Origin of the sequence: Bacillus vallismortis (genome assembly GCF_040784915.1) — a bacterium.
Lineage (GTDB): Bacteria > Bacillota > Bacilli > Bacillales > Bacillaceae > Bacillus > Bacillus subtilis_G.
In genome coordinates this window covers 2,494,740-2,516,141 of record NZ_CP160797.1, presented here as the reverse complement: position 1 = coordinate 2,516,141, position 21,402 = coordinate 2,494,740, and the positions used below count along the sequence as shown (strand labels likewise).

The window sequence follows — 21,402 nt, the reverse complement described above, 5'->3', positions numbered from 1 at the left end:
TTTCTCTAAAAATAAAAAAAGAGATATCCGTTTGAGGATATCTCTTATGGGCATTACCAGCCTCTCTCATATTGAACAGGGGCCGTAATCTCTGTATTGAGCTGTTTCGCTGCTGTTCTTGCAAAGAAAGGATCCCGCAATAGCTCTCTGCCGATAAAGATGAGGTCGGCACGTCCATTTTGCAGAATTTCTTCAGCCATTGAACCATCTGTAATCATGCCGACAGCACCAGTTGCCATGTCGGCCTGTTCACGGATTTTCTCAGCGAAGCTGACTTGATAGCCGGGGAATACGTTAATGTCTGCGTGAACAAGGGCTCCTGAGCTGCAGTCAATTAAGTCAACACCCTGCTCCTTCATCCATTTTGCAAAACCGATGTGATCGGCGATGTCTAAGCCTTTATCTGTATAGTCAGAAGCAGATACACGGACAAATAAAGGGCCGTTCCATACTTGTTTGACTTCATCAATGATCTCTCTTAAGAAACGATAGCGGTTTTCTGGTGAGCCGCCGTATTCATCTGTGCGATGATTGGAAAGCGGAGATAAAAATTCGTGAATTAAGTATCCGTGCGCCGCATGAATTTCAATCATATCAAAGCCGGCTTCTTTTGCGCGGGCAGCCGCTTGTTTGAACTCGCGGATTGTTTCTTTTATTTTTTCTGCTGACATTTCTACAGGTGTTGCTGATTGTTCGTCAAACGCAATCGCCGATGGAGCGAAAATATCTCCTTCAAGCTCTGCTTTACGTCCGGCATGGGCAAGTTGAATGCCGATTTTTGAGCCTTGTTCTTTGACCTGCTCAGTCAGTTTGGTAAAGCCTTCAATATGCTCGTCACTCCAAATTCCTAAGTCTTGGTCTGTGATTCGTCCTTGAGGATTAACTGCTGATGCCTCGACAATTATCAGCCCGACCTGGCCGATTGCGCGCGATATGTAATGTGCCATGTGGAACGGCGTCAATTTTCCGTCCTTTTCATGAGAAGAGTACATGCACATTGGCGACATGACAATGCGGTTTTTTAACGTCATATCTTTAATGGTAATCGGTGTGAATAATTTTCTGGCCATTTCTTTCGCCTCCCGTAAGGTTTTTAGAGGTTGATTATATCAAGTCATTTCTTTCCCGTCATATAAACTGCTCAAACGATCTATTCTTGTCAAACTTTTCTGTATAATAGACAAGGAATCATCTTATTTTCCAGGTTAGAAGCGTTTTTATACATAGGAGGGGGCGAAGATCGATGAATTGGCAGACGAAAGACGAATTGCTGACCCTTTTAACTTCTCTTGTGCAATACGAAAGCATCACCGGTTCGAAGGGAGAGGCAGCACTTGCAGAATATCTTTATTTTATTTTGAAAGACAAGCCTTATTTTCAAAAACATCCTGATGATGTAACACTTCATCCGATGGACGACGGCAGATCCTTTCTTACGGCTCTTGTCAAAAAGAAGAATGTCAAAAAGACAGTGCTTTTGCTGAGCCATTTTGATGTCGTGGACATAGAGGATTACGGAGAATTCAAACATATGGCTTGTAAGCCTGCTGAGCTTTTGAGTTCTTTTTTAAAGAAAAAAGAGCTGCTTCCGGCACATGTGAGAAGAGACGCTGAAAGCGGCGACTGGCTGTTCGGAAGAGGCACGATGGATATGAAAGCGGGGCTTGCCGTTCAGCTGTCGATGCTAGAGCGGGCAATGAACGGCCAATTTGAAGGCAATCTGCTGTTGATTACGGTTCCTGACGAGGAAGTGAATTCGAGAGGCATGATTGAAGCGGTTCCTGTACTGAAGGAAATGGAGAAAAAGCATGATCTCTCATTTTCCGCTTGTCTGAATGCTGAACCGATGTTCGAAAAATTTCCCGGCGACCTGCAGCAATATATTTATACAGGAAGTATCGGCAAGGTGCTTGCGGGCTTTTTCTGCAAGGGGATTGAAACTCATGTCGGAGAGCCGTTTTCAGGCATAAACGCAAATTTAATGGTATCGGAGATTAACCGCTTGCTTGAACTGAATTCTGATTATTGCGAGAAGGTTGAAGGTGAAGTCACCCCGCCTCCGGTAAACTTAATGCAAAAGGACTTGAAAGAGGCGTATTCTGTTCAGACACCGCATACAGCTGTCACGTTATTTAATGTGCTGTCCATGAAACGCTCGGCCAATGAACTGCATCAGATGCTGCTTAAAACCGCGGAACAGGCGGCGAGAGAAATAACCGCGAATATTCGGAAGAAAACACAGGATTTTCAGCAATTTGAGTCGTTTACGCCGATGGAACGCGACGTCTCTGTTTTGACATTTGATGAGCTGGCCGCGCGTGCGAGAAAGCGTGCCGGAAACTCTGAAATAGAGCGGGTTCTGAATTATGCCTTTGCCAACAGGGGAGATCTTGGGGACAGGGATTTTTCGACGAAAATGGTATCTGAGCTTGCTTCGCTTTGTAAGGAGGATGCGCCGCTGATTGTTCTTTTTTACAGCCCGCCGTTTTATCCGGCGGTTTCTTCAAAGGACGATCACTTGATTAGGAATACAGCTGATCAGCTTATGCATTATGCGGCTGACAGATACGGCATAGCGTTACAGGAGGTTCAGTATTTCCCGGGACTTTCAGACTTAAGCTATCTACAGCTCGAAAAGCAGGAAGTCGACGTGTACACAAGCAATATGCCGCTCTTTAATAGAGGATATTCACTGCCAAGCGGCAAAGATCAGGCTTTATATGTCCCGGTTTTAAATGTCGGTCCGGCTGGAAAAGACCCGCACAAATGGACGGAAAGGCTGTATATGCCTTATTCCTTTGAAGTGCTTCCCGATTTGCTTTCATTTACGATCTCCGCGCTATTAAAACCATCAGAAACTGCCAGCCGGCTGATTTAGGAAAAACAAAAGACAGAAGGCATTGCCCCTTCTGTCTCTGGGCTTACGTCTCTAAAGCGGCACCGGAAAACTGCTCTTTAATCTCGGCGCTGCGTTTAGCGGTTTCTTCAACACAGTGAATAATCGCTTCTTCAAAGCGTGAGTCCTGTAAAGCGCGAAGACCTGCCTCTGTTGTGCCTCCCGGACTCGTGATTTCCTTGCGCAGTTTAGCGGGCTGTTTGCCGCTTTGAAGGAGCATATCTGTTGCCCCTGCCATTGTCTGCAAAATGAGAGCCTTTGCCGTTTCCTCATCCAATCCTATTTTTTGCGCCGCTTTTTCCATTGCTTCAATATAACGGTACACGAAGGCCGGGCCGCTGCCGGCTATTGCCGTGACAGCGTCGAGATGCCGTTCCTCAACAAGTGTGGCATCACCGATTGTTTTCAATAAAGCTTTTGCGGCGGTCATATCTTCCTGGCTTGCTTCAGCGCTTACGGAAAATCCGGTTGCTGATTTGCGGATGGCTGCAGATGTATTAGGCATGACGCGAATGACCGCGAGCTTTCTGCCAAAATAGTGCTGAATGGTTTCGATGGTAAGACCTGCAAGTACTGAAATCACAAGCTGGTCCTTGATATACGAACGAATGCTGTCAATGCTTTCCGCTGCGTCCTTCGGTTTAAAAGCGAGGATGATGATATCGGTTTGAGTGAAAAACTCATTTTTATCTCTGCAGGGACACACGCCGTACGTTTCCTTTAATTCAATCAAACGCTCGTCATTTGAGCGGTTTGTGATATAGATATGTTCTGGTTTTGTGATGCCGCTTTGCAAAATACCGTTAATCATTGCTTCTGCCATGGACCCGGCGCCGACAAATCCTATCTTTTTCATTGATATCCTCCTTTAATCAGAACAGCAAAAAACCTTTTCATCACGTAAAGGACGAAAAGGTTCGCGGTACTACCCTCATTAGCACAAGTTGTGCTCAGCTCTAATCCCGTAACGCGGGAAACGTTTAGGTTTTCCTAACCGCGACTTGAGGGCAGGTTCTACAAACAAGCGAACCGCAATGCCTTTCAGCCGGGGGCATCGCTCTCTTTGGCCATTGCCTTGTATACGCTTCCTCGTCATAGCGTTCCAATGGTTCTCGTTTTAGTTTGTTGTTCATTATGCAATGGCGGACAAGCTCATGTCAATAGCTTTTTCAAAAAGGGACTTTCTCATTCGGCAATAATGACACAAGACTGAGAAAAAGCTAAAATATGAGTAATGAATGAAGACAAGGAGCGAAAGGATGACAACTGCAGATGTTATGACGATCCGCGTCCCGACACCCTTTGCTGTGGGCGATGTTATCGTTTACCTCGTAAAAGGTGATGCGCTGACACTTATCGATGCCGGGCCGAATACAAAAGAGGCTGTTAGAGCCCTTCAAGAGCAGCTTGCCGCTGTAAATGTGAAAATGTCAGATATCGAGCAGGTTGTACTGACTCACCATCATGCTGATCATGCAGGCTTGCTTGATGCCTTTTCTGATGAAATCGAAGTGATTGGGCATCCGTTCAACGAACCTTATATCAGCCGAAATCAAGCTTTTAGGGATTGGCAAAAATGTTTTTTTCAAAAGCTTCTGCCTGAATTAGGCGTTCCGTTTGATACGGGAAAGACAGAAAAGCTGATTCGGTCAGCGTACGCGTTTTCCTGTACGAGATCCCTGACGAAAACAGTCAGAGAAGGGATGAGCGTTGATGGGCTTGGGGGCTGGACTGTTTTGGAGATGCCTGGACATGCTGAATCGCATATTGTTCTTTTCCATGAAAAAAGCGGTAGAATGATTGGCGGCGATCTTCTGCTGGCCAACAGCTCGTCTAATCCGATTCTGGAAGCGCCGAAAACGGGAGACATAAGATCAAAGCCTTTAGTTGATTATCAGCGGTCATTGCGAAGGCTGTCTGAACTTGATCCAACAATCGTGTTTCCCGGCCACGGCGAGACGATCACCAACGTACAGGCGCTGATAGAGAAGCGTTTTGACAAGCAGAGGAACAGGACGGAGGATGTGCGGCGCATGCTGGATGAAAAGCCGATGACCGCTTTTCAGGTCTGCCAGCAGCTTTTTCCTGCTGTGTATGAAAAGGACTTATTTTTAACGATGTCAGAAACGGCAGGGCATCTTGATGTGTTGGCGGCTGAAGAATCCATCACGTCATATTGGGAAGGAAATACTGCATATTTTAGAACAATGAAGAGGTGAAATGGATGAAGCATATAGCGGGAAAGCGGATATGGATAACCGGCGCTTCAGGAGGGCTCGGTGAAAGAATCGCATACTTATGCGCGGCTGAAGGAGCCCATGTCCTGCTGTCGGCAAGACGTGAGGAGCGTTTGATAGAAATTAAAAGGAAGATAACCGAGGAATGGAGCGGGCAGTGTGAGATTTTCCCTCTGGATGTCGGCAGCCTGGAGGATATCGCCTGTGTCCGCGGTCAGATCGGCTCGGTTGATGTGCTGATTAACAATGCGGGCTTCGGTATATTTGAAACGGTCCTAGACTCGACGCTGGATGATATGAAAGCGATGTTTGATGTGAATGTCTTCGGCCTGATCGCCTGTACAAAAGCGGTGCTTCCGCATATGCTTGAGCAAAAAAAGGGCCATATCATCAATATCGCTTCTCAAGCGGGGAAAATTGCAACACCGAAGTCGAGCCTTTATTCCGCGACAAAACATGCCGTGCTCGGCTACTCAAACGCTTTGCGGATGGAGCTGGCGGGAACAGGCATTTATGTGACAACAGTTAATCCGGGACCGATTCAGACGGACTTTTTTTCCATTGCTGATAAAGGCGGGGAATACGCCAAAAATGTGAGCCGCTGGATGCTTGATCCTGATGACGTGGCAGCTCACATTACAGCTGCTATTTTCACGAACAAACGGGAGATCAATCTTCCGCGTTTCATGAATGCCGGCACCAAGCTGTATCAGCTGTTTCCAGCTCTGGTTGAAAAGCTGGCAGGACGCGTGCTTATGAAAAAATAATGGTGGAACTGCCTGTGGTGAGATGGCTTGTTGGCATACCCACAGGCAGTTTTTTATAGAGGAAGGGAGAATCATTGGATGTCAATCAATCAAGAAGCCCTTCATGTTCTGCTCAAAGATCCGTTCATTCAGAAACTGATTGACGCAGAGCCTGTATTCTGGGCAAATTCCGGCAAGAAAGAGAGCCCGTTATTTCACGCAGATGAGTGGGAAAGCGAGATAGAGGGAGCGGAAAATAGGCTGCGGCGGTTTGCTCCTTACATTGCCGAGGTGTTTCCTGAGACGAAAGATGCCAAAGGAATAATCGAATCTCCGCTTTTTGAAATGCAGCATATGAAGGGAAAACTGGAAGCGGCGTATCAGCAGCCCTTTCCGGGAAGATGGCTTTTAAAGTGCGACCATGAACTTCCGATTTCAGGATCGATTAAAGCGCGGGGCGGGATTTATGAAGTATTGAAGCATGCTGAAATGCTGGCGCTTCAAGAAGGAATGCTTCTGGAAAACGATGATTACCGCATCTTACAGGAAGAGCGGTTTGCCGCGTTTTTCTCCCGCTATTCGATTGCTGTCGGTTCGACAGGAAACCTTGGATTAAGTATCGGCATCATCGGTTCGACACTCGGATTTCGCGTGACAGTGCATATGTCCGCTGATGCCAAGCAGTGGAAAAAGGATCTCCTTCGCCAAAAAGGTGTCACTGTCATGGAGTATGAATCAGATTACAGTGAAGCGGTGAAAGAAGGGAGACGGCAGGCGGAGCAAGATTCATTTTGTTATTTTATTGATGATGAACATTCCCGTCAGCTGTTTTTAGGATATGCTGTTGCCGCCAGCCGATTAAAAACGCAGCTCGACTGTATGAATATACAGCCAAGTCTAGAGACACCGCTGTTTGTGTATCTGCCGTGCGGAGTCGGCGGAGGGCCGGGCGGTGTGGCATTTGGGCTGAAGCTTTTATACGGCGACCATGTCCATGTGTTTTTCGGAGAACCGACTCATTCACCGTGTATGCTGCTGGGGCTTTATTCCGGCCTCCACGAGAAGATTTCCGTCCATGATATCGGTCTGGATAATCGGACTGCTGCTGACGGGCTTGCTGTAGGAAGGCCGTCAGGGTTTGTGGGCAAGCTGATTGAACCGCTGCTGAGCGGCTGTTATACCGTAGAGGACAATACGCTTTATGCCTTGCTTCATATGCTGGCTGTATCTGAAAGTAAATATTTAGAGCCCTCTGCTCTTGCCGGCATGTTCGGGGCCATTCAGCTTTTTTCGACAGAAGAAGGAAGGCTATATAGTCAGAAGCATAACATGGAACATGCCGTACATGTCGTCTGGGGAACGGGAGGAAGCATGGTTCCAAAAGAAGAGATGTCCGCTTATAATCGAATCGGTGCGGATTTGCTGAAAAAATAAGCAGACAGTGAAAGGGTTTTCCGTTACAATCTTTGTAAGGGTTTTAACCTACAGAGAGTCAGGTGTAAACAGTGAAAAATAAAGAGCTTAACTTACATACTTTATATACACAGCACAATCGCGAGTCTTGGTCTGGTTTTGGGGGACATTTGTCGATTGCTGTATCTGAAGAAGAGGCAAAAGCCGTGGAAGGGCTGAATGATTATTTATCTGTTGAAGAAGTGGAAACGATTTATATTCCGCTTGTTCGCCTGCTTCATTTGCATGTGAAGTCAGCCGCCGAGCGCAATAAGCATGTCAATGTTTTTTTGAAGCACCCTCATTCAGCCAAAATTCCGTTTATTATTGGCATCGCCGGCAGTGTGGCAGTCGGAAAAAGCACGACGGCGCGGATATTGCAGAAGCTGCTTTCGCGTTTGCCGGACCGCCCTAAAGTGAGCCTTATCACGACAGATGGTTTTTTATTTCCTACAGCCGAGCTGAAAAAGAAAAATATGCTGTCACGAAAAGGGTTTCCCGAAAGCTATGACGTAAAGGCGTTGCTCGAATTTTTGAATGACTTAAAATCAGGAAAAGACAGAGTAAAGGCTCCGGTGTATTCCCATCTGACCTATGATCGCGAGGAAGGGGTGTTCGAGATTGTAGAACAGGCCGATATTGTGATTATCGAAGGCATTAATGTTCTTCAGTCGCCCACCTTGGAGGATGACCGGGAAGATCCGCGTATTTTTGTCTCCGATTTCTTTGATTTTTCGATTTATGTGGACGCGGACGAAAGCCGGATTTTCACATGGTATTTAGAGCGTTTTCGTCTGCTTCGGGAAACGGCTTTTCAAAATCCCGATTCTTATTTTCATAAATTTAAAGACTTGTCTGATCAGGAGGCTGACGAGATGGCAGCTTCGATTTGGCAGAGTGTCAACCGGCCTAATTTATATGAAAATATCTTGCCGACTAAATTCAGGTCCGATCTCATTTTGCGTAAGGGGGACGGGCATAAGGTGGAAGAAGTGCTGGTAAGGCGGGTGTAATATCGTGCACCATATTGAACTGTATGTCTCCGATTTGGAAGCGTCTCGGCGGTTTTGGGGATGGTTCTTAACAGAACTTGGCTATAGAGAGTATCAAAAATGGGGCTCAGGCATTAGCTGGAAGAAAGATCATTTTTATCTTGTGATTGTGCAGGCGAAAGAGCCATTTCTCGAGCCGGCATACCACAGATGCCGTATCGGGCTGAACCATCTCGCCTTTCATGCTGAATCCAAGCTTCAAGTTGACCAGATGACCGAAAAACTGATGAGAAAAGGCTATCGTGTGTTGTATCGGGACCGCCATCCTTTTGCCGGAGGAGACGGGCATTATGCCGTTTATTGCGAGGATCCGGACCGGATGAAGGTAGAGCTCGTTGCCCCAAGCGGTTAATCATGGTCTTCGGACAGGCTGTTAAGCTTTTCCTCAATGCGATCCAGCTGCGCTTTTCGGTTCTTCGCGTACTTGAAGCCTGTAACAGCTGCAAAGATGACAGCGGCAACATAATAAATACTTAAAGCTGAAACATCCCATTGCCTATATTCGTGTTCATCACCCCATTGTTGCGGGAGAGATTGGTTCTCTCCCGTTTTTTAATTTAAAGCGGCTTTTCCAGCCCTGGCCGGTGTTTTGTCATTCCCGTTTTCATCTGCCGATAGGCGAACGCCAAAAATGGCAGGCCGAGCAGGGTGATCCCGCTCAGAACAGAAAAAATAAAAATCGGCCGGCCAGCGCCAAATAGGTCTATACATATACCCCCGATCCAAGGGCCGATGACGTTTCCGAGCTGTGAAAAACCGATGGCCCCGAAATAAGTGCCTTTTAACCCGGGTTTTGCAATTTGGTCTACAAACAAATCCATCATAGAGAATAAAAGCACTTCGCCGATTGTAAATGTGACCACAATCAGCACAAGGGATGAAACACCGTGTGATACGGTGAAAATAGCCATGCTGATACTCACCATCACATTACCGAGCATCAAGGAGCAAAGCGGCGAAAAACGTTTTGCAAAATGGACGATGGGAAATTGCGTTGCCAGCACAACGATTGCGTTTAATGTCAGCATCAGCCCGTACAGTTTCGTTCCATTGCCAAACAAGGGGTTCTGCGCCATATACTGCGGAAATGTGGAACTGAATTGTGAGTAGCCGAAGGTGCATAGCGTAATGCCGACCAGAGCAATTGTAAAAAGAAGATCCTTTTGCGTCACCATAAATGCTTCCCGCACGCTCATATTTCGGGATTGGCCTGATCCTGATAAGGATGGATGCTTTTTAAATTGGATAACAAGCACGAGTCCGTATAGTCCGTAAATGACTGCGGGCGCCAAAAAGGGTGCGGTCGATTGCGATGAGCCGAAATACAGGCCTAGTATCGGTCCGAAGACAACGCCGATATTTATAGCTGCATAGCGTAAATTAAAAACAAGCAGTCTCGTTTTTTCTTCTGTCATATCAGATAGCAAAGCCTTTGAAGCAGGTTCAAATAGTGATTTGCAAAGGCCGTTTAATGCGTTTACCACAAAAAACACCCAGAGATGAGATGCCGCCGCAAATCCTGCAAATACCAGCATCCAGCCGAAAATGGACACTAGCATCATGTTTTTTCTGCCGAATTTGTCCGAGATATATCCGCCGTAAAAGCTTGCGAGGATGCCGACTGATGAACTTGCAGCGATAACCAGCCCTGCATAGGAAGCTGATGTGCCTTGGACGGCTGTTAAATAAATCGCTAAAAAAGGAATGCTCATTGATGTTGCCATCCTGCCGAAAATAGTTCCGATTATAATTGTCCAGCTGATGGGGTGGATATCTTTCCATTTCTTCATGAATCGTATTCTCTCCTGTATGTAGGATTTTTTTCTATCATATATGAAAAAAATTTCCTTATCCAATGGGAAATTCAAAATATTTTATTGTTGATATGAATGTGAAACATATCTTACCTGAGGATGATGCACGTCGCTGGCGGAGGTTACATCGTTGAAATTGAGGTTGAGGCGTTCGGGAGTAAAATGATAATATATCCGATGTTTTTATGGTGGTGAAAGCATATTATTTGATGTGATTGATGCTGGAATGCCGGGCGTTTCAAAGCGATTCGGCAGACCGTGGAAGCAGATGGTGTCTGTTTGAATATAAAAGGCGATCATCCGCTGATTCAAGCTGACGGAGCGCTGCATGGACCGGCAGAACAGGCGGCACTGGGTATGACTCAGGCTTTGCTTTTTTACAAGCCTTTCTGCATAATGACAAAGACTTTTGTTTGTTTTCATGGCGGTATTTACAAAGGAAAGCCGCATTAGCGGCTGAAAGAACTCACAGTCCGATTCGGGGCGCTGTGCGTCTCTGTTTCTTTTGGCCAATGTTTAAGAGAACAGTCCTTGGTTGGTGACATAGTCATAAATGATATCTTCTATATGCGCATGCAAATCTTCATCGGGTTCTTCATTCCGTCTCTCTTCCAAGGCTGCTTTCAGGCTTTGTTTTTCATACGGGCTTAACGGATCTATGGCAACATTTCGGCCGTATTGACGCAGCGCCTGTCCCAGCATTTTCTCTACAAATTTCTCCATTATGACTCTCCTATCTTTATGCCTCGCTTTTATTCTACTAAATGTTTTTCTTCTCTCAAACCCTTGGATCATATTTTCTGTCAGGCAAGAATCATTTACCAGTATAAATCGAACATATTTTCGCATATAATAGAAAAAGCGAACATAAGTTCCTTTTAGAGGTGTGTATGATGAAAGAAAAAGTGATTTTTCTCGTTGACATGCAATCGTTTTATGCATCTGTAGAGAAAGCGGAAAATCCACATTTGAAAAATAGGCCCGTCATTGTGTCGGGTGACCCTGAAAGAAGGGGAGGAGTCGTATTGGCTGCCTGCCCGCTGGCGAAACAAAAGGGGGTCGCAAATGCTTCCCGGCTGTGGGAGGCGCAGGAAAAGTGCCCTGAAGCCGTTGTGCTCCGGCCTCGTATGCAGCGGTATATTGATGTATCACTGCAAATCACGGCCATTTTAGAGGAATATACAGATCTTGTAGAGCCGTATTCCATCGATGAACAGTTCATGGACATTACAGGCAGCCAGAAGCTGTTTGGGACGCCGGATGAGATCGCAAAAAGCATTCAGGGCAGAATTATGCGGGAGATCGGCGTTTATGCGCGTGTCGGAATCGGCCCTAATAAAGCGCTGGCTAAAATCGCATGCGACAATTTTGCCAAAAAGAATAAGAACGGTATTTTTACCTTAACGAAAGAAAGTATGAAAATCGAAATGTGGCCGCTCCCGGTGGGCAGCATGTTTGGTGTAGGGAGGCGCATGAGGCATCATTTAAACCGAATGGGCATCAGCACGATCGGCGGGCTCGCGGCTTTTCCGCTCGATCTTTTAAAAAAGAAATGGGGCATTAACGGCCACGTGCTGTGGATGACGGCGAACGGGATCGACTATTCCCCTGTTTCAACTTCATCTCTGGACGGGCAAAAGGCCATCGGCCATGGAATGACGCTCCCGAGAGACTACGAACACTTTGACAAAGAAATTAAAGTCGTGCTGTTGGAGCTGAGTGAAGAAGTGTGCAGGCGAAGCCGAAACGCCGGGGCAATGGGACAGACGGTGTCAGTAAGCTGCCGGGGGGCTGATTTTGATTGGCCGACAGGCTTCAACCGGCAAGTGAAGTTGGCGGAGCCTACTAATTCCACGCAGGATGTATATGAGGCTGTGTGCCGGCTGTTTCTTACGTTTTGGGACGGGAAGCCTGTCCGCCGCCTGGGGGTCAATCTGTCTCAACTCTCATCTGATGACATATGGCAGCTCAATTTATTTCAGGATGATGCAAAGAAAATGAGCCTTGGCTATGTGATGGACGGCATTAAAAACCGGTTCGGCGACACAGCCATCGTCAGGGCGGCGTCACTGACAGCGGCAGGCCAGGCATTTGAACGTGCGGCTAAAATAGGAGGGCACTATAAATGAACGACCATTTAAAAAGAGGCAACCTGCTGTGGGAAGGGAGCAGGATGTTTCTGCCGGAACATAAACAAAGCCTGCTTGAGAGAAAGCGTCATAAACAGAAGCTGCAAAAGCCGATCCTTGATCCCGATAAGCTGGAGGAAATGAATCAAACGCTTTGCGCCGCGATGGAGTTTGCTCAGGATATTACTGTCAGCTGCTTTCAGGACGGTGAAATTGTCCGCTGCACCGGGAAAATCTGCCGGTATGAAGAGTTTGAAAAAACAGTATGGGTAAAAGGAGACGAGGATCAGCTTTATAAGCTGAAACTTGATCAGGTGCTTGATATTGTGCTGTAAAGTTTCTCCCTCCTGCACTGTGGGAGAAATATGTGTAAAATGATCAAACATTGTTCCCTCCGCAGTCTCCGAAACGTATGATACCGAAAAGAAGGCATTTACAATTCCAGTCAGGCAAAATATAATTTTTGTATTGTAGAAAAAAAAAGAGCTGACATTCGTTTTGCCAGACGGAGGGAGATTAAATCGTAAATGGATATTCGAACAATCACGTCTTCAGATTATGAAATGGTAACGTCTGTAATGAATGAATGGTGGGGCGGCCGACCGCTGAAAGAAAAATTGCCGAGGCTATTTTTTGAGCATTTTCAGGACACAAGCTTTATTGCATCTGAACATAACAGCATGACAGGGTTTTTAATCGGGTTTCAATCGCAATCGGATCCTGAAACGGCATACATCCATTTTTCCGGTGTGCACCCTGATTTCAGAAAAATGCAAATTGGAAAACAATTATACGATGTCTTTATTGAAATGGTAAAACAAAGAGGATGCACCCGGGTCAAGTGCGTCACTTCACCGGTGAATAAGGTATCAATCGCGTATCACACAAAATTGGGCTTTGACATTGAAAAAGGAACCAAAACGCTAAATGGCATCTCAGTGTTTGCAAACTACGATGGCCCGGGCCAAGACAAGGTCCTGTTTGTCAAAAACATATGAGGGGGAAATATGATGGATTTTTTATCAAAAACACCTGAACCTCCTTACTATGCAGTTATTTTTTCATCTGTCAAAAGCGAAAGTGACACAGGATATGGAGAAACAGCAGAGCGGATGGTATCGCTGGCGGCGGATCAGCCCGGATTTTTAGGCGTCGAAAGCGTTCGTGAAGCGAATGGAAGGGGCATAACGGTGTCCTATTGGGACAGTATGGACGCCATTAATCGCTGGAAGCATCACACCGAACATCAAGCGGCAAAAGAAAAAGGAAAGAGCGTTTGGTACGCGTCGTATGCAGTCCGCGTTGCAAAGGTCGAGAGACAGCTGCTATTTTCAGGAGAACAGAAATGATTGAATCTCTTCAACATAAGAAAGACAACACAGCGCGTGAGATTATTGCCGTACAGCAGCCCGCCTACATAAAAGAAGCGGAGCTTATCGGTTTTGACGGTATCCCCGCCTTACAAGAGAAGACGAAGGATATTCAAGCATCCCATGAACAGTTTGCGGGATATCGGAAAGACGGCAAACTGATAGGTGTCATTTCATATGAGAAAAACATGCATCATCTCACCATTTGCAGGCTTGTCGTGCATCCCGGCGGTTTCAGAAAAGGGATTGGACGGGCACTTCTGCAATTTGTCATCGATCAAAACAAAGACGCTGAGAAAATCGAAGTAGTCACAGCTGAGAAAAATACACCGGCCATGTCGCTCTATACACAGGCGGGATTTCAAAAGGCAGAAACTGTCGAAGCGGCGGAGGGTCTTTTGCTGTCTGTCTTTTATTTGTATCCGAAAAGAAAAGTTGAAGTCGTTCCCTACAATGAAAAATGGGCGGAACTTTTCAGTGAAGAAAAAGAACGGCTGAAGCTTGTGTTCGGACCGGAGATCATCGCTGTTCATCATATCGGAAGCACATCGATCCCGAACATGGCGGCAAAGCCAATCATTGATATTCTGATTGAAGTAAGAAGAATTGAAGCTGTGAGCCAATATGATACACAAATGAAGGCAATCGGCTACACACCGAAAGGAGAAAATGGCGCAGCGGGCAGGCGTTACTTCCAAAAGGGCGGTAATAAACGCACTCATCATCTCCATATGTACGAAAAGGGAAACCCTGCTATTGAAAGGCATCTGCTATTGAGAGATTATCTCAGAGCTCATCCAGCAATAGCGAACGAATACGCCAATCTCAAAAAACGACTGGCGGCCCAACATCCGGATAGTATCAATCAGTACATACAAGGGAAAGATGATTGGATTAAGGCTGCAGAAGAAAATGCGAAGCGGTGGAAGGAAGGCGGAAACAATGCGGATAGAAACGTTGTATGCTACAATAGCGAAAATGATGGAAACGGGGGACTCACCTTATGAACATACACGTGACAGATGCAGCAAAACAAGCACTGCAGCAGGCGTTTGACGCCAACCCAAGGAAAAAAGCCCAGCTTCGTTACGATGCAGAAGGATGCGGCTGCGCGGTAAGCGGTGTACCGACAATCTGGCTGGCAGAAGAATTAACGGGACAGTGCGAGCAGCTGGAAACGAACGGCATCCCGCTTTATATCCAATCGTCGCAAAAAGTGTTTTTTGACGATCAAATGACGATCGATTACAATGAAAAAGCTAAAACACTGGCGCTGAAAAGTCCGGCTGAAATGCTCAGCCCCAGAATGAGCATATTAGTAAAGTAGGGAGACACGAAAACGTGGAACAAAAGCTGAAGTCAATGAAGAACACAGCACAGAATAAAACGTGGGTATCCTTCCTAAACCAAAACCATCCCTATACCTTGCTCCATTGGTCAATTGGAGGAGCAGAGTCTATCAAGAAAGATGTTTGGCTATTGCAGGATGAAATGACATTCGAAACACAAGAGTTCACAACAATAGATCTTGCGATTGAATGGATCAGAGAAAATATGGATGGCATTACCGACGTTTTATGAAATGGAAAAGCGAAAGAGCCGAAGTGGCCTTTCGCTTTTTATTATGGAAAAGAAAAAAACGAGGCAAGGCCTAAGATTTCAGCATGTTGTTGAACCCTTCATTTTGTTTAAAAACGTCTGCACCGTTTTTCGATACGTGTCCCGGTTTTTGGTATACGACATGGCGTGTTCACCGTTCTCGGCAATATACAGTGCCTTCGGTCCGGGTTTCTTTTCAAAAAGCCGCTCGGTTGAAGAAATCGGAATATAATCATCATCCTTACTGTGAATAAAGAGGACCGGATTTTGGATTTGATCAATGACAGCAAGCGGAGATACTTCGCGTGCCCGATAGCCGCCTCTCAGCTTCAAAAAGAAGTCGGCGATGGGGAGCAGCGGCCAAGACGGGAGCCTGTATTCCGCTTTCAGCCGATAGGCAAGCTGTTCATCAAAACGTGCGAACGGACAATCAGCAATATAAAAATCAGCCCCATCATCACAGTGTTCACCAGCGTAAAGCAGGGCGGTCGCAGCTCCCATTGATTCACCGTGAATGCCGATCAATCCGCGATGACCTGTTTTGTTTTTGACCCAATTAACAACCTCACTGAGATCATCCTTTTCATAAAACCCGTAGCCAGTCGTCTTTCCGCCGCTTTGACCGTGACGGCGATGGTCATAAACCACTACATTCCAGCCGAAATCGAGAAATAAATGCATATATTTAAGAGAATTCAATATATTCATCGTCACCCCGTGGCAGATGATAATGGTGTTTGGTGTGTCATGCGGAGCGACATGGTATCCTTTTATATCATATCCGTAAGCCGATGGTATCACAAAAGCAGTTTTCTCCATTCGTTCAAAGGATTCAAACACATCATGTCCGTCGTCTGTCTCTCTTTTGATAATGTCTTCATCTGTCTTTTTCTTGATAAATAGAATGATATTCGAAAAAACAACTCCGATTCCGATAACAGCGGTTAAGAGAGCGCCAATGGCCAAAAGGATTTTCTTCAAAAGAGTCACAGCACCTTTCAACTAAATACAGGAAATTTACACTTAAAATCATTATACCTAAACACTGCTGCGCGGATCAAAAAAGTTTTGAGAAGAGAGCCCGCTTGTTCAGTCTGTATGCTCCGTGATAAACTGGCTTCAAAACAAAACACGGGGGAAGTCTACATGAAAAAACAAAAATCCGCTGACAAACACCAATTAAAAGACGGCCTTCAAACCGACATCAAAGCAAAGCTTATGGAGATGAAGAGTCAGTTGAAGGAAGAGGACGAAAAGAGGCAGGAAAGAGAAAAAGCAGAACAGCTCAGAAAGAAAAAAGAGATCGAAAAAAATAAAAGCTTTGAAGAGCTCCTTGATGAAAGCCAAATGGATTGGCATCAATATAAATAAAACCAGCACCCGTACAGGTGCTGGTTTCAGCGTGTCGACAAACCCTCGCATTCGTTGTCAGTCCTGCGCATTGGTGCTCACGTGAAAAAAGATCAGCGGCTAAAAGCTAGAGCGTCCTGCTCAAACGCCCCTGCCACCGCATCCTGCGGAAGTCTGCTCCAATGCTCGTCCTTCCTAGACTTCAAGGGTTTTCAATCACGCTGAAAAGATGACAAAATCCTAAAACGAAAACCGTTTTAGGATTTTGTCAACCATATGAACAAGCACCCGTACAGGTGCTTGTTTTCTGTTATGAGCGGTGAGCTTCGTAAACGTCTTGTTTCGTATGAGATTGGAGCGCTTTGACTTCCTCTTCGCTTAAACGCCGTGCGTTTGCAGCGTGAATGTTTTCCCGTAACTGCTCAATCTTACTCGCGCCTGTAATCACTGAAGCGACAGCCGGCTGTGCTAACAGATACTGCAGCGACTTTTCTGTCATGGAAAGATCGGAAGCAACATCCTCTATTGCCTTGCGGGCATTTGTCAATTCCTCAAAGGAATAAGACAAGTACCCGTTTTGTTTGATGCTGTCCGCTGCTTGTTCAAGCGGTTTTTCTGTCAAGAGCCCTTTGGCAACCGGACCTCTGGTGACTACGCTGATTTGATGTTCCTCTAAAAGCGGAAGCCATTCCTCGGGGCGTCTGTCAAACAGGCTGAACTGCATCATAATACTGATGATGTTTGATTTTTTTACATATTCTTTTATGACATTCGGGCGAATGGAAGAAATGCCATAGTAACGGATGACACCTTCTTGCTTTAATTCTTCAAACGCTTCGATCGTTTCATCAATGTTGTCCTCTATCGTGCCGCCGTGAAGCTGATAGAGATCAATATAATCTGTTTTCAGCCGTGCAAGGCTCTTTTTCACGGCTTCTTTTATGTAAGCTTTTGATGGGTCCCAATACCAGCCTTCGCTGTCGTCATCCCAGCGGTTTCCCGCTTTCGTTGCCAAAATAATATCCTGGCGTCTGTTTTGGATCGCATCACCGACGATTTCTTCGTTGCGTCCGCGGTCATACAAATCCGCTGTGTCCAAATAGTTGATGCCAAGCTCGATGGCTTCATCCAAGATAGACAAAGCTTTGTTTTTTTCAGTACCAAGAGACATACAGCCGAGTCCGGCTTCGCTTATTTCTAAATCAGATGTACCCAGTTTGCGCTTTCTCATGTGCACACTCCTTTTTTAAAGCTTTGTATTGACCGTAATATAAAGGAGCTAAAGTTTCAACTTTTACGGCTTAGAGACCCAATCTTTCACATATTGGAATGTGCGCCCGTATTCCTTTAATTTCGCCCGAATCTCCCATGCTTTTCCGACTAAGACAACACCTTTTGGCATGCGATGCACTTTCACGAAGAAGCCCCCCTTTTCTCTAGTATGATAAAATGTATGGGGCATCATATAGAGACAGAACGGGAGATGAAGAAATGAAATCATTAGAAGAAAAAACAATTGCTAAAGAACAGATCTTTTCAGGTAAAGTCATTGATCTATATGTAGAGGATGTGGAGTTGCCAAACGGCAAAGCGAGTAAACGTGAAATTGTGAAACACCCTGGGGCTGTAGCGATATTAGCTGTAACAGCTGAAGGGAAAATCATCATGGTCAAACAATTCCGCAAGCCGCTTGAGCGGACGATCGTTGAAATTCCGGCCGGAAAGCTTGAAAAAGGGGAGGAGCCGGAGTATACGGCACTTCGGGAGCTTGAAGAGGAAACGGGTTATACAGCGAAAAAGCTGACAAAAATCACTGCGTTTTATACATCGCCCGGCTTTGCTGATGAAATCGTTCATGTGTTTCTTGCTGAAGAGCTTTCTGTTCTCGAAGAAAAACGGGAGCTTGATGAGGACGAGTTTGTTGAAGTGATGGAGGTGACGCTTGAAGATGCGCAGAAGCTGGTTGAATCGCGTGAAGTATATGATGCTAAGACAGCCTATGCGATTCAGTATCTTCAGCTGAAAGAAGCGCTACAAGCACAAAAATGAAAAAGATTTACGCGGATTTGCACATTCATATCGGCCGGACCTTTACAGGAAGGGCTGTCAAAATAACAGGCGCCAAAACACTTACGCTGGACCGAATTTTGATAGAAGCCAGTGAGCATAAAGGGATAGAACTTCTTGGCATTATCGACTGCCATTCTCCGGAAGTCATTTTGGAGCTAGAAGAAGGCATTTCATCAGGAACATATCGCGAGCTTGATGGCGGGGGGATTCGGTACCGCAGCACGACTCTTTTATTAGGAAGCGAGCTGGAGATTTATGACGAAGCCTGCAGCGGGCCGATCCATGTCCTCGTGTTTATGCCAACGCTTGCTGAAATGAAGCGGTTTTCAAACTGGCTGTCATCGCGGCTGAAAAACATTCATTTAAGCTCACAGCGGATTTATGAAACGGGCTTGAACCTGCAAAAAAAAGTGAAGGAATTGGGCGGACTGTTTATCCCCGCCCATATCTTTACACCGCATAAAAGCTTATATGGAAAAGGGGTTGCATCAAGCCTAACCGAGGTTTTTGATCCCTCTATGATAGATGCGGTGGAACTAGGATTAAGCTGTGATACAGACATGGCTTCACATGTATCTGAATTGAATCAGTATCCTTTTTTAACAAATTCTGATGCGCATTCGTTAGCGAAAATCGGCAGAGAATATAATGAACTATATGTGCAGTCAGCTGATTTTATCGAATTTACTCTTGCATTAAAGGTGCAGGGTGACAGGAAAATTACCGCAAATTATGGCTTGGATCCGTTATTGGGAAAATATTATCAGACAGCTTGCGAAGCATGCGGAGAACCTGCTGTGAGCGGGGAAACGGTGTGCGCGAATTGCGGAAATGCCAAGTTTACAAAGGGAGTTAGCGAAAGATTGCGTGAATTGAGTGATCAGACTGAAGTTCGCGTCTCGCGTCCAAGATATGTTCATCAGATCCCGCTGCAATTTGTTCCGAGTGTCGGTCCGAAAACGCTGGACAAACTAAAAAAAGCCTTCGGAACAGAAATGGCTGTTCTTCATGAGGCGGCAGAAGAAGATTTGGCTCGCGTTGTCCCGCCGAAAACCGCGGCGTTGATTGTAAAAGCGAGATCCGGAAAGCTGGAATTAAAAGCCGGAGGAGGAGGAACCTACGGTAAAATTAAACCGTGAGTGAAAGATTAACTCATTTCCTCCTGTACTTTTCTCTTCGTCCGGATAAAGGTGATCAGCTGGATGATTTCGTCTTCACTCAGCGGCTTGTCATCAACAGAAATAGTCAAGTCAAGGCTGCTCCACGTGGTCAACTCAATGGTCTGAGGAGCAGTTTGCTTTTGTTTCTCGCGGCCCAAAAGTTCATCGCAGGTTGTGTCAAAGAGGTCAGCCAGCATGGCAAGCGCCTCAAGTGAAGGCCGCCGGTAGCCTGATTCGTAGCCGGCATATGTGCTTTTTGCGATACCCAGAAGGTCAGCTGTATATTGAAGCGACCAATTTTTCTTTTTTCTCAATTCAGTTAAACGATCTAGATTCATGAACTTTCGCTCCTTTTTCACCTTGAGCTGATTATATCATATAGGTATTAGGAAGTGTACGCGAATTGAATAATAATGTCTTGCGTATTTTATTTTCCGTGTCTATAATGGCATTAAAAGTATGCGAAAAGCGAATACTTCTCGCAACCCATCTTTAGATACAGTGAAGAGGTGCATGGTATGAAAAAATTATTGATGTTGACAACTGGGGGAACGATTGCTTCAGTTGAAGGGGAAAATGGGCTGGCTCCCGGGGTCAAGGCTGATGAATTATTAAGTTACGTATCAAAACTTGATAACGATTACACGATGGAAACTCAGTCGCTTATGAATATAGACAGCACCAATATGCAGCCTGAATACTGGGTGGAAATAGCACAAGCTGTTAAGGAAAATTATGATGCCTATGACGGGTTTGTTATTACTCACGGTACAGATACAATGGCCTATACATCTGCCGCATTATCGTATATGCTGCAGCATGCCAATAAACCGATTGTGATCACTGGCTCGCAGATTCCAATCACGTTTCAAAAAACGGACGCCAAAAAAAATATCACAGACGCCATTCGCTTTGCCTGTGAAGGTGTGGGCGGCGTTTATGTTGTGTTTGACGGCAGAGTCATCCAAGGAACACGTGCGATCAAATTAAGAACGAAAAGCTACGACGCATTTGAAAGCATCAATTACCCATATATCGCTTTTATCAATGAAGACGGGATCGAATACAACAAACAAGTAACGGAACCTGAGAACGACACCTTTAAAGTTGATACTTCACTATGCACAGATGTATGTCTGCTGAAGCTGCATCCGGGCTTAAAACCTGAAATGTTTGATGCCTTAAAAAGCATCTTCAAAGGAATCGTCATTGAAAGTTACGGCAGCGGAGGCGTGCCGTTTGAAGGCAGAGACATTTTGTCGAAAGTGAATGAGCTGATCGAAAGCGGAATCGTCGTCGTCATCACAACTCAATGTCTGGAAGAAGGCGAAGACATGAGCATTTACGAAGTCGGCCGCAGAGTCAACCAAGATTTAATTATCCGATCCAGAAATATGAACACAGAAGCAATCGTGCCAAAATTAATGTGGGCACTCGGCCAGTCTTCGGATCTTGCTGTCGTCAAGAGAATTATGGAAACGCCGATTGCTGATGACGTTGTCCTCTAAAAGGTCAAAAACGATAACC

Annotated in this window: 25 protein-coding genes and 1 pseudogene; 18 read left to right on the top strand and 8 right to left on the bottom strand. The window is 45.6% G+C overall.

Translation table 11 applies throughout. The features are described 5' to 3' along the window. Positions 1 to 53 precede the first annotated feature (53 nt). The gene (gene namA / locus ABZM97_RS12210) at positions 54 to 1,070 is read right to left on the bottom strand and encodes an NADPH dehydrogenase NamA (RefSeq protein ID WP_087990633.1); all 1,017 of its coding nucleotides are present in this window, start codon (positions 1,068 to 1,070) and stop codon (positions 54 to 56) included. A 173-nt stretch (positions 1,071 to 1,243) separates the two neighbouring features. Between namA and ABZM97_RS12205 the strand changes: the two genes are divergently transcribed. Continuing rightward, positions 1,244 to 2,878 (top strand): M20/M25/M40 family metallo-hydrolase, encoded by a 1,635-nt coding sequence (locus ABZM97_RS12205; protein ID WP_087990632.1) that lies wholly within the window; start codon positions 1,244 to 1,246, stop codon positions 2,876 to 2,878. A gap of 43 nt (positions 2,879 to 2,921) precedes the next feature. Here the strand turns inward: ABZM97_RS12205 and proC are convergent, their stop codons facing one another. Beyond that, positions 2,922 to 3,752, bottom strand: a complete 831-nt coding sequence (proC, locus tag ABZM97_RS12200; protein ID WP_087990631.1) for a pyrroline-5-carboxylate reductase — start codon at positions 3,750 to 3,752, stop codon at positions 2,922 to 2,924. Positions 3,753 to 4,155: 403 nt separating this feature from the next. Here proC and ABZM97_RS12195 point away from each other — a divergent pair, with 403 nt between their 5' ends. The 5 genes from ABZM97_RS12195 (at position 4,156) to ABZM97_RS12175 (ending at position 8,735) form a co-directional block, all read left to right on the top strand. Further along, positions 4,156 to 5,115 (top strand): MBL fold metallo-hydrolase, encoded by a 960-nt coding sequence (locus ABZM97_RS12195; RefSeq protein ID WP_087990630.1) that lies wholly within the window; start codon positions 4,156 to 4,158, stop codon positions 5,113 to 5,115. Between the two features lie 5 nt (positions 5,116 to 5,120). Further along, on the top strand, positions 5,121 to 5,900 hold the full coding sequence (locus tag ABZM97_RS12190) for an SDR family NAD(P)-dependent oxidoreductase (protein WP_087990629.1): 780 nt from the start codon (positions 5,121 to 5,123) through the stop codon (positions 5,898 to 5,900). Between the two features lie 78 nt (positions 5,901 to 5,978). Then, entirely contained in the window at positions 5,979 to 7,313 is a 1,335-nt protein-coding gene (dsdA, locus tag ABZM97_RS12185; RefSeq protein ID WP_087990628.1) for a D-serine ammonia-lyase, read from the top strand. Between the two features lie 71 nt (positions 7,314 to 7,384). Then, the gene (coaA, locus tag ABZM97_RS12180; RefSeq protein ID WP_087990627.1) at positions 7,385 to 8,344 is read left to right on the top strand and encodes a type I pantothenate kinase; all 960 of its coding nucleotides are present in this window, start codon (positions 7,385 to 7,387) and stop codon (positions 8,342 to 8,344) included. A gap of 4 nt (positions 8,345 to 8,348) precedes the next feature. Then, positions 8,349 to 8,735 carry a VOC family protein gene (locus ABZM97_RS12175; RefSeq protein WP_087990626.1) on the top strand — a complete coding sequence of 129 codons (387 nt, stop codon included), beginning with the start codon at positions 8,349 to 8,351 and terminating at the stop codon, positions 8,733 to 8,735. 205 nt (positions 8,736 to 8,940) lie between these two features. On the opposite strand, the gene ABZM97_RS12170 is transcribed toward ABZM97_RS12175, so the two are convergent. After that, positions 8,941 to 10,173 (bottom strand): MFS transporter, encoded by a 1,233-nt coding sequence (locus ABZM97_RS12170; protein WP_087990625.1) that lies wholly within the window; start codon positions 10,171 to 10,173, stop codon positions 8,941 to 8,943. A 303-nt stretch (positions 10,174 to 10,476) separates the two neighbouring features. Here ABZM97_RS12170 and ABZM97_RS12165 point away from each other — a divergent pair, with 303 nt between their 5' ends. Further along, a complete protein-coding gene (locus tag ABZM97_RS12165; protein WP_176365271.1) occupies positions 10,477 to 10,650 on the top strand; it encodes a hypothetical protein in 174 nt (57 codons plus the stop codon). Positions 10,651 to 10,713: 63 nt separating this feature from the next. Here the strand turns inward: ABZM97_RS12165 and ABZM97_RS12160 are convergent, their stop codons facing one another. Beyond that, positions 10,714 to 10,920 (bottom strand): YqzH family protein, encoded by a 207-nt coding sequence (locus ABZM97_RS12160; protein WP_087990624.1) that lies wholly within the window; start codon positions 10,918 to 10,920, stop codon positions 10,714 to 10,716. 167 nt (positions 10,921 to 11,087) lie between these two features. Here ABZM97_RS12160 and ABZM97_RS12155 point away from each other — a divergent pair, with 167 nt between their 5' ends. From ABZM97_RS12155 to ABZM97_RS12125, 7 genes and pseudogenes are all read left to right on the top strand, one after another. Then, positions 11,088 to 12,326: a DNA polymerase IV gene (locus ABZM97_RS12155; protein ID WP_087990623.1), complete on the top strand. Its 1,239-nt coding sequence runs from the start codon at positions 11,088 to 11,090 to the stop codon at positions 12,324 to 12,326. Then, a complete protein-coding gene (locus tag ABZM97_RS12150) occupies positions 12,323 to 12,661 on the top strand; it encodes a YolD-like family protein (RefSeq protein WP_087990622.1) in 339 nt (112 codons plus the stop codon). Before ABZM97_RS12155 ends, ABZM97_RS12150 begins: the two co-directional genes overlap by 4 nt. Positions 12,662 to 12,853: 192 nt before the next feature. Further along, positions 12,854 to 13,324 (top strand): GNAT family N-acetyltransferase, encoded by a 471-nt coding sequence (locus ABZM97_RS12145; RefSeq protein WP_087990621.1) that lies wholly within the window; start codon positions 12,854 to 12,856, stop codon positions 13,322 to 13,324. A gap of 9 nt (positions 13,325 to 13,333) precedes the next feature. After that, positions 13,334 to 13,679: pseudogene (locus ABZM97_RS12140) on the top strand (antibiotic biosynthesis monooxygenase). Continuing rightward, positions 13,672 to 14,703 (top strand): bifunctional GNAT family N-acetyltransferase/GrpB family protein, encoded by a 1,032-nt coding sequence (locus ABZM97_RS12135; RefSeq protein ID WP_087990620.1) that lies wholly within the window; start codon positions 13,672 to 13,674, stop codon positions 14,701 to 14,703. Before ABZM97_RS12140 ends, ABZM97_RS12135 begins: the two are co-directional and overlap by 8 nt. After that, positions 14,700 to 15,023, top strand: coding sequence for an iron-sulfur cluster biosynthesis family protein (locus ABZM97_RS12130; protein WP_087990619.1), 324 nt, complete (start codon positions 14,700 to 14,702; stop codon positions 15,021 to 15,023). Before ABZM97_RS12135 ends, ABZM97_RS12130 begins: the two co-directional genes overlap by 4 nt. Positions 15,024 to 15,037: 14 nt before the next feature. Next, positions 15,038 to 15,277 (top strand): YqkC family protein, encoded by a 240-nt coding sequence (locus ABZM97_RS12125; protein WP_003236767.1) that lies wholly within the window; start codon positions 15,038 to 15,040, stop codon positions 15,275 to 15,277. Positions 15,278 to 15,355: 78 nt separating this feature from the next. On the opposite strand, the gene ABZM97_RS12120 is transcribed toward ABZM97_RS12125, so the two are convergent. Continuing rightward, positions 15,356 to 16,276, bottom strand: a complete 921-nt coding sequence (locus ABZM97_RS12120; protein ID WP_087990618.1) for an alpha/beta hydrolase — start codon at positions 16,274 to 16,276, stop codon at positions 15,356 to 15,358. Positions 16,277 to 16,441: 165 nt separating this feature from the next. Here ABZM97_RS12120 and ABZM97_RS12115 point away from each other — a divergent pair, with 165 nt between their 5' ends. Continuing rightward, on the top strand, positions 16,442 to 16,666 hold the full coding sequence (locus tag ABZM97_RS12115) for a YqkE family protein (RefSeq protein WP_087990810.1): 225 nt from the start codon (positions 16,442 to 16,444) through the stop codon (positions 16,664 to 16,666). 289 nt (positions 16,667 to 16,955) lie between these two features. On the opposite strand, the gene ABZM97_RS12110 is transcribed toward ABZM97_RS12115, so the two are convergent. Continuing rightward, positions 16,956 to 17,876 (bottom strand): aldo/keto reductase, encoded by a 921-nt coding sequence (locus ABZM97_RS12110; RefSeq protein ID WP_087990617.1) that lies wholly within the window; start codon positions 17,874 to 17,876, stop codon positions 16,956 to 16,958. Positions 17,877 to 17,939: 63 nt separating this feature from the next. Continuing rightward, complete coding sequence (mciZ, locus tag ABZM97_RS12105; protein ID WP_014114281.1) at positions 17,940 to 18,062, bottom strand: Z-ring formation inhibitor MciZ; 123 nt, start codon at positions 18,060 to 18,062, stop codon at positions 17,940 to 17,942. Between the two features lie 74 nt (positions 18,063 to 18,136). On the opposite strand from mciZ, the gene nudF reads away from it, so the two are divergent. Both nudF and ABZM97_RS12095 read left to right on the top strand, forming a co-directional pair. Beyond that, the gene (gene nudF, locus ABZM97_RS12100; protein ID WP_087990616.1) at positions 18,137 to 18,694 is read left to right on the top strand and encodes an ADP-ribose pyrophosphatase; all 558 of its coding nucleotides are present in this window, start codon (positions 18,137 to 18,139) and stop codon (positions 18,692 to 18,694) included. Beyond that, positions 18,691 to 19,854, top strand: a complete 1,164-nt coding sequence (locus tag ABZM97_RS12095; RefSeq protein WP_087990615.1) for a TIGR00375 family protein — start codon at positions 18,691 to 18,693, stop codon at positions 19,852 to 19,854. Before nudF ends, ABZM97_RS12095 begins: the two co-directional genes overlap by 4 nt. 8 nt (positions 19,855 to 19,862) lie before the next feature. On the opposite strand, the gene ansR is transcribed toward ABZM97_RS12095, so the two are convergent. After that, positions 19,863 to 20,213: an HTH-type transcriptional regulator AnsR gene (gene ansR / locus ABZM97_RS12090; protein ID WP_202327303.1), complete on the bottom strand. Its 351-nt coding sequence runs from the start codon at positions 20,211 to 20,213 to the stop codon at positions 19,863 to 19,865. Positions 20,214 to 20,393: 180 nt separating this feature from the next. On the opposite strand from ansR, the gene ansA reads away from it, so the two are divergent. Beyond that, positions 20,394 to 21,383 carry an asparaginase gene (gene ansA, locus ABZM97_RS12085; RefSeq protein WP_202327305.1) on the top strand — a complete coding sequence of 330 codons (990 nt, stop codon included), beginning with the start codon at positions 20,394 to 20,396 and terminating at the stop codon, positions 21,381 to 21,383. Positions 21,384 to 21,402: the final 19 nt, after the last annotated feature.

Excerpts from the sequence above, each read along its gene's own strand:
- namA (WP_087990633.1), bottom strand. The coding sequence starts at position 1,070 with ATGGCCAGAAAATTATTCACACCGATTACCATTAAAGATATGACGTTA.
- ABZM97_RS12205 (WP_087990632.1), top strand. The coding sequence starts at position 1,244 with ATGAATTGGCAGACGAAAGACGAATTGCTGACCCTTTTAACTTCTCTT.
- proC (WP_087990631.1), bottom strand. The coding sequence starts at position 3,752 with ATGAAAAAGATAGGATTTGTCGGCGCCGGGTCCATGGCAGAAGCAATG.
- ABZM97_RS12195 (WP_087990630.1), top strand. The coding sequence starts at position 4,156 with ATGACAACTGCAGATGTTATGACGATCCGCGTCCCGACACCCTTTGCT.
- ABZM97_RS12190 (WP_087990629.1), top strand. The coding sequence starts at position 5,121 with ATGAAGCATATAGCGGGAAAGCGGATATGGATAACCGGCGCTTCAGGA.
- dsdA (WP_087990628.1), top strand. The coding sequence starts at position 5,979 with ATGTCAATCAATCAAGAAGCCCTTCATGTTCTGCTCAAAGATCCGTTC.
- ABZM97_RS12170 (WP_087990625.1), bottom strand. The coding sequence starts at position 10,173 with ATGAAGAAATGGAAAGATATCCACCCCATCAGCTGGACAATTATAATC.
- ABZM97_RS12160 (WP_087990624.1), bottom strand. The coding sequence starts at position 10,920 with ATGGAGAAATTTGTAGAGAAAATGCTGGGACAGGCGCTGCGTCAATAC.
- ABZM97_RS12155 (WP_087990623.1), top strand. The coding sequence starts at position 11,088 with ATGATGAAAGAAAAAGTGATTTTTCTCGTTGACATGCAATCGTTTTAT.
- ABZM97_RS12150 (WP_087990622.1), top strand. The coding sequence starts at position 12,323 with ATGAACGACCATTTAAAAAGAGGCAACCTGCTGTGGGAAGGGAGCAGG.
- ABZM97_RS12145 (WP_087990621.1), top strand. The coding sequence starts at position 12,854 with ATGGATATTCGAACAATCACGTCTTCAGATTATGAAATGGTAACGTCT.
- ABZM97_RS12135 (WP_087990620.1), top strand. The coding sequence starts at position 13,672 with ATGATTGAATCTCTTCAACATAAGAAAGACAACACAGCGCGTGAGATT.
- ABZM97_RS12130 (WP_087990619.1), top strand. The coding sequence starts at position 14,700 with ATGAACATACACGTGACAGATGCAGCAAAACAAGCACTGCAGCAGGCG.
- ABZM97_RS12115 (WP_087990810.1), top strand. The coding sequence starts at position 16,442 with ATGAAAAAACAAAAATCCGCTGACAAACACCAATTAAAAGACGGCCTT.
- ABZM97_RS12110 (WP_087990617.1), bottom strand. The coding sequence starts at position 17,876 with ATGAGAAAGCGCAAACTGGGTACATCTGATTTAGAAATAAGCGAAGCC.
- nudF (WP_087990616.1), top strand. The coding sequence starts at position 18,137 with ATGAAATCATTAGAAGAAAAAACAATTGCTAAAGAACAGATCTTTTCA.
- ABZM97_RS12095 (WP_087990615.1), top strand. The coding sequence starts at position 18,691 with ATGAAAAAGATTTACGCGGATTTGCACATTCATATCGGCCGGACCTTT.
- ansR (WP_202327303.1), bottom strand. The coding sequence starts at position 20,213 with ATGAATCTAGATCGTTTAACTGAATTGAGAAAAAAGAAAAATTGGTCG.
- ansA (WP_202327305.1), top strand. The coding sequence starts at position 20,394 with ATGAAAAAATTATTGATGTTGACAACTGGGGGAACGATTGCTTCAGTT.